Raw genomic sequence first — 1493 nt, 5'->3', positions numbered from 1 at the left:
TGCCTGATCGAGGAGTTGGCACAGCCGTGGCAGGCCGGTGTCGAGGGCCGCCGTCACGATGCACGCGGCGGCGTGAGGAAGCGGGCTGCGGGGGCTGGTGCCTGGCATCAGCTGGTCTTCGTCGACCGGCTGGTGGCCACGCTGATTCATCTGCGGCATGACCTCCCGCACTCGGTGCTGGGGCCGGGTTCTTTACACGGGCGGCGACGTGTTTCGATGCGGCGCTGGAGGACGAGCCGGGGCTGGCTTGCGGGGTGGGCGAACCGAGGGATGGCGCGACTGCGGCTGGGCGACTATCAGCGGGCGGTGGAGGATTAATGGGGGAGTTGGAGAAGGCATTGGCTGACTTCAACCCATGGCCGAATCCCCCACGACCGAGACTCGACAGGAAGCCTCGCCCGAGGTGGTCTTCCTGCCGATCCTCCGCGCCTGCGGCTGCGGTCCGGCCCACCCTGCCAGTGCTGCGGCTGAAAGATCTCCGACTTCGCGGCCGAGGCGGGCGCGCTGGACGCGGCGGAGCTGCGGGACTACGAGCCGGGCAAGCTCATCGCGCTGCTGGCCTGTCTGGTGCACACGGCCCGTTGGCGTGCCCGGGACGAGCTGGCGGAGATGTTCTGCAAGCGGGTGGCGACCAAGCTGAGATGCGCGAAGGACGAGCTGGAGGAGATCCGCAAGCAGCGGCAGGCGCTGGTGGAGCGGATGATCGGCACCTACCGGACGGTGCTGGAGCGGATCGTGGAAGTCCACCCCGAGGCCGGTGACCGTCAGAGCCTTCACGACCCGCAGCTCGCGCCGTCCGTGCCCGGCGTCGCGGTCCGCGTGGCGGGCGGTGACGTGCTTTTAGGGCAGTGAGCGCAGGGCCATGAACAGGGTCGGCTGGTTGTTCTTGACGACCAGGAGGAAGCGGGCGTCTTTCTCGTGAAGGAATGGACGTGACCGCGCTGGGCGTGCAGGGCATCAGCGGTGACCACGACGCCGGTCAGGTGGTAAGGGGCCAGTGCAGTGCCGTGGCTTCGTCACGGGCACCTCGCTTGACGAAAGACATAGAGGCCCCCGCATCACGATCGGCCAAGTATGCGCTGTGCCGAGATGTAGCTGGTTTAGGCAGTGGTTGCTCAGGCGGTGCCGGAAGGCGTGGGCGGAGGATGGTCGGTGGAGGGCTCCCGGCGACTCCCGGGAGCCCTGCGGGGCCCGCTGGCCCCGCCAGACCGCAGACCGCCCACCCGTCCCGGATGTGATCGTCATGTACGTCACCGCCCACGACTCTCGCACCCACCCCGGCGGCACCACCATCTGGGCATGCCTGACCGCTACCTAGCCTCAAGACTGCCGGCCCACCCCCCTGACGGCATGGGGCCGGCCGGACCGCCCGACATCGTCCCCGGGCGGACCACCGAATGTCCTTGTCCCAGTTCTTCCACTCGCCGTTCTTCCACTTGTCCAGGTCGATCCCGCGCTCCTTGAGCCGGTCCTTGAGGTCGTCCGGGATGGTG

Annotated in this window: 1 protein-coding gene and 1 pseudogene; both read left to right on the top strand. The window is 68.5% G+C overall.

Annotated elements, in window-relative coordinates:
- A pseudogene (locus tag ABZ070_RS37320) lies at positions 1 to 183 on the top strand (IS5/IS1182 family transposase); the annotation flags it as partial.
- Between the two features lie 441 nt (positions 184 to 624).
- Positions 625 to 852, top strand: a complete 228-nt coding sequence (locus tag ABZ070_RS37315) for a hypothetical protein (RefSeq protein ID WP_356640643.1) — start codon at positions 625 to 627, stop codon at positions 850 to 852.
- Positions 853 to 1493: the final 641 nt, after the last annotated feature.

Origin of the sequence: Streptomyces sp. NPDC006283, assembly GCF_040613325.1 — a bacterium.
Lineage (GTDB): Bacteria > Actinomycetota > Actinomycetes > Streptomycetales > Streptomycetaceae > Streptomyces.
The sequence above is the reverse complement of the archived record's forward strand: the minus strand, read 5'-3'. Positions and strand labels throughout refer to the sequence as shown.